Raw genomic sequence first — 7,898 nt, forward strand, 5'->3', positions numbered from 1 at the left:
AGGAACTTCCCCCGCAGAGGCGATGTTCCCTTTCCCGCACGGAGGCGCTTCGCTCGGGTAAGCACCCGGACGCCGCGCGCACCACGGGAGCTTTCGAACGTCCGATGATGGATCCGAAGCTTGAATTTCTGCCGCGGGCGGGGTCCGGCATCGCCGGACTCGACGAAGCCTTGCACGGCGGCTGGGCCCGGAACCGGCTTCACCTCCTGGAAGGCAATCCGGGGACGGGCAAGACCACGATCGCCCTGCAATTCCTGCTGGCCGGCGCCGCCGAAGGCGAGAAAGGCATCTATATCAGCCTGGCCGAGACCGAGCAGGAGCTGCGCGACGGCGCGCGCTCGCATGGCTGGACGCTGGGGCCGGAGATCGAGATCTTCGAGCTGGTGCCGCCCGAGAGCGTGCTGGACCCGAAGCAGCAGCAGAGCCTGCTCTACTCCTCCGATCTCGAACTGGGCGAGACCATCGAGCGCATCTTCGACGCGATCGCGCGGCTGAAGCCCCAGCGCGTGGTCATCGACAGCCTGTCGGAGATCCGCCTGCTGGCGCAGAGCTCGCTGCGCTACCGCCGCCAGGTGCTGGCGCTGAAGCACTATTTCTCGCAGAGCCGGTCGACCGTCATCATGCTCGACGACCTGACCACCGAGAACACCGACCGCGCGGTGCACAGCATCGCCCACAGCGTCGTGCATCTCGACCAGCTGGCGCCGATCTATGGCGGCGAGCGGCGGCGGCTGCGCATCGTCAAATGCCGCGGCCAGCCCTTCCGCAGTGGGTATCACGACTTCACCATCACGTCCGGCGGCATCGAAGTGTTCCCGCGCCTGGTGGCGGCCGAGCATCGCCGGGGCTTCATGGGCGAGGTCACGCGCAGCGGCAACGCCGGGCTGGACACCCTGCTGGGCGGCGGCATGGCCACCGGGTCCAGCACGCTGGTGATCGGGCCGGCCGGCACTGGCAAGTCGATGCTGCTGCTGCAATACATCGCCGCCGCGGTGGCGCGGGGCGAGACCGCCGCGCTGTTCGTCTTCGACGAGGAGCTGGGGCTGCTGTTCGACCGCGCCCGGGGCTTGGGCATCGACCTGACCGCGATGCGCGACGCCGGCAAGCTGGTGGTGGAGCAGATGGACGCCGCCGAGCTCAGCCCCGGCGAGTTCTCGCACCGCGTCCGCGACAGCGTCGATCGCGGGAACATCCGGCTGGTGGCGATCGACAGCCTCAACGGCTACCAGGCGGCGATGTCGGAGGAGCAGCACATCACCCTGCACCTGCACGAGCTTCTGCAATACCTGAACCGGCGCGGCGCCACGACCTTCCTGACCGTCGCCCAGCACGGCATGGTCGGCGAGATGCGGCAGACGGTCGACGTCACCTACCTGGCCGACACGGTGATCATGCTGCGCTACTTCGAAGCCTTCGGCCGCGTCCGGCGCGCCATCTCCGTGATCAAGAAGCGCACCGGGGCGCATGAAGACACGATCCGCGAGTTGCGCATCGACGGCCGCGGCCTGTCGGTCGGCGAGCCGCTGACCGAATTCCAGGGGGTGCTGCGCGGGGTGCCCACCTATGTCGGACAGTCCGCACCGCTGCTCGACCAGGCATGAGCGCGACGCCACCTTCCGCGGAGCGGGCGCTGATCCTGGCCCCGCAGGGCCGCGACGCGCCGGTGGCCCGCGGCATCCTGCGGGAGGCGTCGATCCAGGCGGAGATCTGCCAGGATCTGGCGCAGCTTCTCGCCGAGATCCGCCGGGGGGCCGAGCTGGCCATCATCACCGAGGAGGCGCTGGCCGGCGTCGACGTCGCGCCGCTGACGCGATGGGTGTCGTCGCAGCCGCCCTGGTCGGACTTTCCCTTCGTGGTGCTGACCCGGCATGGCGGCGGGCTGGAGCGGAACCCGACCGCCGCCCGCCTGACCGGCCTGCTCGGCAACGTCGCCTTCCTGGAGCGCCCGTTCCACCCGACCACGCTGGTCAGCGTGGTGCAGACCGCGCTGCGCGGCCGCCAGCGCCAATACGAGGCCCGGCGGCTGAACGAGGACCTGGAATCGCGGGTGCAGGAGCGGACGGCCGAGCTGGCCGCCGCCAACCGCCAGCTGCTGGCCCAGATCGACGAGCGCGAGCGGGTGGAATCGACCCTGCGCCAGATGCAGCGGCTCGAGGCGGTCGGCCAGCTCACCTCCGGCGTGGCGCATGACTTCAACAACCTGCTGACCGTGATCCTGGGCAACATCTCCTTCCTGGAGCGTGGGCTCGCCCAGGCCGGGCTCGACGGCGCCATGGAACGGCGGCTCGGCTACATGCGGATCGCGGCGGAGCGCGGCGCCAAGCTGACCGACCAGCTGCTCGCCTTCTCCCGCCGCCAGCGGCTGGAGCCGCGGACGATCGACCTGAACGTCACGCTCGCCGACATGCACAACCTGCTGCAGAGCACGATGGGCGGTCGCATCCGGATCGAGACCCGGATGACCGACGGGCTGTGGCTGGCGCTGGCCGACCCGACGCAGGTCGAACTGGCGGTGCTGAACCTGGCGATCAACGCCCGCGACGCCATGGAGGCGGGCGGCACCCTCAGCGTCACCACCGCCAATGTCACGCGCGGCCCGCCCGCCTCGCCGGAGCAGCCGGCAGCGGGCGACTATGTCGAGATCTGCGTCAGGGATACCGGCACCGGGATGACGGAGGAGGTGCGGGCCAAGGCGCTGGAGCCCTTCTTCACCACCAAGGAGGTCGGCAAGGGCTCCGGCCTGGGCCTCAGCCAGGTGCTGGGCTTCGCCAAGCAGTCCGGCGGCGGCGTGAGCATCGACACCGCGCCGGGCCGGGGCACGGCGATCTGCATCTACCTGCCGCGGACGCGGGAGGCGGCCGCGGCGCCGGACGGGGGGCCGGCGGCGGCGTCCGCCACCGTCCGGGCGGCCCGGATCCTGGTGGTGGACGACGACAATGCGGTGCGCGAGATCACAGCGGCGATGCTGCGCGAGCTGGGGCATCGCGTGCTGGAGGCCGGCAGCGGCGGCGCCGCGCTGGAGCTGCTGGAGAGCGAGCCCGGCATCGAGCTGATGGTGGTCGACTTCGCCATGCCGGGGATGAACGGCGCCGAGCTGGCGCGCCATGCCCGGCAGCGGCGGCCGGGCCTGCCGCTGCTGTTCGTCACCGGCTTCATCGACCGCGCCGCCCTGTCCGGCATCGCCGACGCGCAGATCCTGGGCAAGCCCTTCGGCCATGACGAGCTGGCCCGGAAGATCGCGTCCGTCCTGCACAGCGAGGCGCAGGCCGCCGGACCGTGACGATCCGGTCAGGCCGCGTCGGCCGGCCGGCGGGCGGCCTCGAACAGCCGGCCGCCGAGGGCGCGGGCGGCGGCCAGGGCCTCGGCCGGATCCACCGCATCCGGCGGCACCAGCAGCAGCTCCGAGGTCGCGACCGGGGCGCCGCAATAGCCGAAGATGCCGTGGTCGATCTGCGTCCTCATGGCGACGTCATAGCCATGCCGCACATAGGTGCCACGGTCGGCGCCGCCAAGGCCGACGAGATGGACCGGCAGGCGGCCCAGCTTCTTCTCGGTCCTGCCTCCGGGGACCTCGTCATAGGCCCAGCCATTGGCGAAGACCCGGTCGATCCAGCCCTTCATCAGCCCGGGCATCGACCACCAATAGACCGGATAGACCAGCACCAGCGCGTCGGCGCGGTCGATCCGCGCCTGTTCGGCCACCACGTCGGCCGGGGGCGCCGCCTGCTTGAGATGGGCGGCTTGATCGGCGGCGCCGAAGCGCGGGTCGAAGCCCTCCGCCGTCAGGTCGGCGATCTCGGCGGTGTGGCCGGACCGTGCGATGCCCTCGGCGATCCGGGCGGCGGCGGCATGGGTCAGCGAGGCGGAATCGGGATGCGAGACGACGACGAGCGCGTGCATGCCGGCAGCTCCTGCAGGTGATTGCGGGGGAGGGATAAGTGCTATATACTTTTAGTAAGTTACGTTTGGTATATAGCCATGTCAAGCATCGCCGCGAGAGAATCCGATCCCCAGCCGCGCCGCCGCCTGTCGCGGGAGGAGCGGCACCGCCAGCTGATGGACGCCGCCTGGGCGCTGATCCGGGAGGAGGGGACGGAGGCGCTGACGCTCGGCCGGCTGGCCGAGCGGGCGGGCGTCACCAAGCCGGTGGTCTACGATCATTTCGGCGATCGCACCGGGCTGCTGATCGCGCTGTACCGGGAGTTCGACGACCGCCAGACCGCCCGGCTGCAGGCCGCGCTGGCGACGGACGAGCCGACCTTGGCGGGGCGGGCCGAGGTGATCGCCGCCGCCTATCTCGACTGCGTGCTGGCCCAGGGCCGTGAGATTCCGGGCGTGGTCGCGGCGCTGACCAGCTCGCCGGAGCTGGAGCGGGTGAAGCGCGAATGCGACGCGGCGTTCCGCGAGACCTGCCGCGCCGCCCTCGCGCCCTTCGCCCCGGCCGGCGCCATCGCGCCCGCCGGCCTGTGGGCCATGCTCGGCGCCGCCGAGGCCCTGTCCGCCGCCGCGGTCAACGGCGAGATTACCGCCGCCGAGGCGCTGGCGGAATTGGCCGAGACCATCGTCGCGATGGTTGCTAGGAGTCGGGGGTGACGCCGGGCGGGACGGCCGGCCATTCCGCACGAAAGGGCAAGCCAGCATGCGCATCGTCGATGTCGTGGAGGTGACGAAGCCGATCGCCTCCCCGATCCGCAATGCCTATATCGACTTCTCGAAGATGACCGCCAGCCTGGTGGCGGTGGTGACCGACGTGGTGCGCGACGGCCGCCGGGTCGTCGGTTACGGCTTCAACTCGAACGGCCGCTACGGCCAGGGCGGGCTGATCCGCGAGCGCTTCCGCGACCGCGTCCTGGCGGCGGAGCCGGCGAGCCTGATCGATGACGACGGCGACAATCTCGACCCGCACAGGATCTGGGCGGCGATGATGGCCAATGAGAAGCCGGGCGGGCATGGCGAGCGCTCGGTCGCGGTCGGCACCATCGATATGGCGGTGTGGGACGCGGTCGCCAAGATCGCCGGCCAGCCGCTGTTCCGCCTGCTGGCCCAGCGCAAGGGCCGCGAGGCGAACCCGCGCGTCTTCGTCTACGCGGCCGGCGGCTACTACTACCCCGGCAAGGACAATTCGGCGCTGCGGGCGGAGATGCGCGGCTATCTCGATCGCGGCTACACCGTGGTGAAGATGAAGATCGGTGGCGCCCCGATCGCCGAGGACCGCGCCCGCATCGAGGCGGTGCTGGCCGAGATCGGTGGCCAGGCCCGGCTGGCGGTCGACGCCAATGGCCGCTTCGACCTGGAGACCGCGATCGCCTATGCCAAGATGCTGCGGGACTATCCGCTGTTCTGGTACGAGGAGGCTGGCGATCCGCTGGACTACGCGCTGCAGGCCGCGCTGGCGGAGTTCTATCCCGGGCCGATGGCGACCGGCGAGAACCTGTTCTCGCACCAGGATGCGCGCAACCTGCTGCGCTATGGCGGCATGCGGCCGGACCGCGACTGGCTGCAATTCGACTGTGCCCTGTCCTACGGGCTGGTCGAGTATCTCCGCACCCTCGACGTGCTGGCCCAGCTCAGCTGGTCGCCGTCGCGCTGCATCCCGCATGGCGGGCACCAGATGTCGCTGAACATCGCCGCCGGCCTCGGCCTCGGCGGCAATGAGAGCTATCCGGACCTGTTCCAGCCCTATGGCGGCTTCCCGGACGGGGTGCGGGTCGAGGACGGCCACATCACCATGCCCGAGCTGCCGGGCATCGGCTTCGAGGGCAAGTCGGACCTGATCGCGGTGATGCGGGCGCTGGCGGAGTAGGGGCCGATCCCTCAGCAGTACCAACGCCCCGAAACAAGATCCGTCATGGCGAGCCCCGCAGGGGCGTGGCCATCCAGCGGTACCGGCCCCTGGATGGCCACGTCGCTTCGCTCCTCGCCATGACGAGAAGGGCAAGCGGAAGAGAATACTATCGGCTGTGCCTACCGCCCCACCGCATAGGCCTGCATCAGCCGCGGCGTGGCGGCGGCGTGCAGCAGGCCGTCGGGGTCGCGGGAGGCCGCGACCAGGCGGCCGACGGTCCATTCCGGCGCCTCCTCCAGCGCATGGCCGCGGCGGCGCAGCTCCGCCAGCACCTCGGGGCCGAAGCTCTCCTCGGCCAGCAGATGGCCGGGCTTGCGCTCGCGCGGGTAGAAGGAGCTCGGGAAATGCGCCGTGTGGAACATCGGCTGCTCGATCGCTTCCTGCAGGTTCAGCCCGTGATGGACATGGCGCAGGAACAGCTGCAGCTGCCACTGCTCCTGCTGGTCGCCGCCCGGCGACCCGAAGGCCAGGTACGGCTTGCCGTCGCGCAGCGCCAGCGACGGGGTCAGGGTGGTGCGCGGCCGCTTGCCCGGCGCCAGGCTGGTCGGCAGGTCCGGCTCCAGCCAGAACATCTGGCCGCGGCTGTTCAGCATGAAGCCCAGCTCCGGGATCACCGGCGAGGATTGCAGCCAGCCGCCCGACGGCATCGCCGCCACCATGTTGCCCCAGCGGTCGACCGCGTCGATGTGGACGGTGTCGCCGCGCCGGGCCGACAGCATGTCGGCCATGGTCGGCTCGTTCGCCGCCAGGTCCTTCAGCGCCGTGCCGCTGACCTTGGACAGCCGCTCCAGCACCGCCATCACCCGGTCGACCTGGGCCTCGTAGCCCGGCACCCGGCCGGGCCGCAGCTCGCGCGAGGCGGTGGCGCCGATCAGGCCGCGGCGGGCGTCGCTGTAGGCGTCGGACAGCAGCGCCTCGACCGGCACGTCGACGAAGTCGGGGTCGCCGTAATAGGCCTCGCGGTCGGCGAAGGCGAGCTTCATCGCCTCGGTCACCGTGTGCACGAAATCGGCGCTGGCCGGGCCCATCGAGGCGATGTCGATGTCCTTCAGCAGGGCCAGGGTCTGCAGGAACACCGGGCCCTGGCCCCAGGGCCGGATCTTGGCGACCGTGTGGCCGTGATAGTCGTAGGTCAGCGGCGCCTCATAGGCCGGCCGCCAGCGGGCTAGGTCGTCGCCGGTAATGACGCCGCGATGGCGCCGGCCGCTCTCGTCCATCACCTCGGTGCTGCGCGAGAACCGGTCGATCGCCTCGGCCACGAAGCCCTTGTAGAAGGCATCGTACGCCGCTTCGGCCTGGCGCTCGCGATCGCCGCCAACGGCCTCGGCCTCGCGGATCACCCGCTTCCAGGTCTCGGCCAGGGTGGGGTTGCGGAACAGCTGCCGGGCCTTCGGCCCCGACCCGCCGGGCAGGAACAGGGCGGCGGAGGTCGGCCATTCCGCCTCGAAGAAGTCCTTGAGGCCGGCGATGGTGTCGGCGACGCGCGGCAGCACCGGGTGGCCGCCCTCGGCATAGTGGATCGCCGGCTCCAGCACGTCGCGCACGGTCAGCAGGCCATGGTCTCGCAGCAGCGTCATCCAGGCGCCGAAGGAGCCGGGGACGACGGTCGCCAGCAGGCCGTTGCCGGGGATCAGCTCCAGCCCTTCGCTCTTGTAATGGGCGATGGTGGCGCCGGCCGGGGCCGGGCCCTGGCCGCACAGCACCTCGGTCTTCCCGGTCTTGGCCGAATGGAACACCACCGGCACGTCACCGCCGGGGCCGACCAGATGCGGCTCCACCACCTGCAGCACGAAGGCGGTGGCGATGCAGGCGTCGAAGGCGTTGCCGCCGCGCTCCAGCATGGCCATGCCGGCGGCGCTGCCGAGCCAGTGCGTCGCGGTGACCATGCCGAAGGTGCCGAGCAGTTCGGGGCGGGTGGTGAACATGATGTCTCTCAGCTTTCGCGGGGGTCGAGGGCGTCGCGCAATCCGTCGCCCAGCAGGTTGAAGCCCAGCACGACCAGGAAGATCGCGCCGCCCGGGAAGACCGACATCCAGGGCGCCTGGCTCATGAA

General features: G+C 70.9%; 6 protein-coding genes and 1 pseudogene. 4 read left to right on the forward strand and 3 right to left on the reverse strand.

All coding sequences use genetic code 11. The annotated features are described in order from the left end of the window. The first annotated feature begins 104 nt into the window (after positions 1-104). Positions 105-1,601 carry an ATPase domain-containing protein gene (locus ABDW35_RS05685; protein ID WP_343712885.1) on the forward strand — a complete coding sequence of 499 codons (1,497 nt, stop codon included), beginning with the start codon at positions 105-107 and terminating at the stop codon, positions 1,599-1,601. Further along, positions 1,598-3,280: a response regulator gene (locus tag ABDW35_RS05690; RefSeq protein ID WP_343712886.1), complete on the forward strand. Its 1,683-nt coding sequence runs from the start codon at positions 1,598-1,600 to the stop codon at positions 3,278-3,280. Before ABDW35_RS05685 ends, ABDW35_RS05690 begins: the two co-directional genes overlap by 4 nt. Positions 3,281-3,288: 8 nt before the next feature. Here the strand turns inward: ABDW35_RS05690 and ABDW35_RS05695 are convergent, their stop codons facing one another. Next, positions 3,289-3,900 (reverse strand): NAD(P)H-dependent oxidoreductase, encoded by a 612-nt coding sequence (locus ABDW35_RS05695; protein ID WP_343712887.1) that lies wholly within the window; start codon positions 3,898-3,900, stop codon positions 3,289-3,291. A gap of 78 nt (positions 3,901-3,978) precedes the next feature. Here ABDW35_RS05695 and ABDW35_RS05700 point away from each other — a divergent pair, with 78 nt between their 5' ends. Together ABDW35_RS05700 and ABDW35_RS05705 are read left to right on the forward strand one after the other, a co-directional pair. Continuing rightward, positions 3,979-4,593, forward strand: coding sequence for a helix-turn-helix domain-containing protein (locus ABDW35_RS05700; RefSeq protein WP_343712888.1), 615 nt, complete (start codon positions 3,979-3,981; stop codon positions 4,591-4,593). Between the two features lie 46 nt (positions 4,594-4,639). Then, on the forward strand, positions 4,640-5,803 hold the full coding sequence (locus ABDW35_RS05705) for a mandelate racemase/muconate lactonizing enzyme family protein (RefSeq protein ID WP_343712889.1): 1,164 nt from the start codon (positions 4,640-4,642) through the stop codon (positions 5,801-5,803). 161 nt (positions 5,804-5,964) lie between these two features. Here the strand turns inward: ABDW35_RS05705 and ABDW35_RS05710 are convergent, their stop codons facing one another. Together ABDW35_RS05710 and ABDW35_RS05715 are read right to left on the reverse strand one after the other, a co-directional pair. Continuing rightward, a complete protein-coding gene (locus tag ABDW35_RS05710; protein WP_343712890.1) occupies positions 5,965-7,770 on the reverse strand; it encodes a gamma-glutamyltransferase family protein in 1,806 nt (601 codons plus the stop codon). 8 nt (positions 7,771-7,778) lie between these two features. Then, positions 7,779-7,898, reverse strand: a pseudogene (locus tag ABDW35_RS05715) (ABC transporter permease); the annotation flags it as partial.

This window comes from Inquilinus sp., assembly GCF_039594555.1.
GTDB lineage: Bacteria > Pseudomonadota > Alphaproteobacteria > DSM-16000 > Inquilinaceae > Inquilinus.

Excerpts from the sequence above, each read along its gene's own strand:
- ABDW35_RS05685 (WP_343712885.1), top strand. The coding sequence starts at position 105 with ATGATGGATCCGAAGCTTGAATTTCTGCCGCGGGCGGGGTCCGGCATC.
- ABDW35_RS05690 (WP_343712886.1), top strand. The coding sequence starts at position 1,598 with ATGAGCGCGACGCCACCTTCCGCGGAGCGGGCGCTGATCCTGGCCCCG.
- ABDW35_RS05695 (WP_343712887.1), bottom strand. The coding sequence starts at position 3,900 with ATGCACGCGCTCGTCGTCGTCTCGCATCCCGATTCCGCCTCGCTGACC.
- ABDW35_RS05700 (WP_343712888.1), top strand. The coding sequence starts at position 3,979 with ATGTCAAGCATCGCCGCGAGAGAATCCGATCCCCAGCCGCGCCGCCGC.
- ABDW35_RS05705 (WP_343712889.1), top strand. The coding sequence starts at position 4,640 with ATGCGCATCGTCGATGTCGTGGAGGTGACGAAGCCGATCGCCTCCCCG.
- ABDW35_RS05710 (WP_343712890.1), bottom strand. The coding sequence starts at position 7,770 with ATGTTCACCACCCGCCCCGAACTGCTCGGCACCTTCGGCATGGTCACC.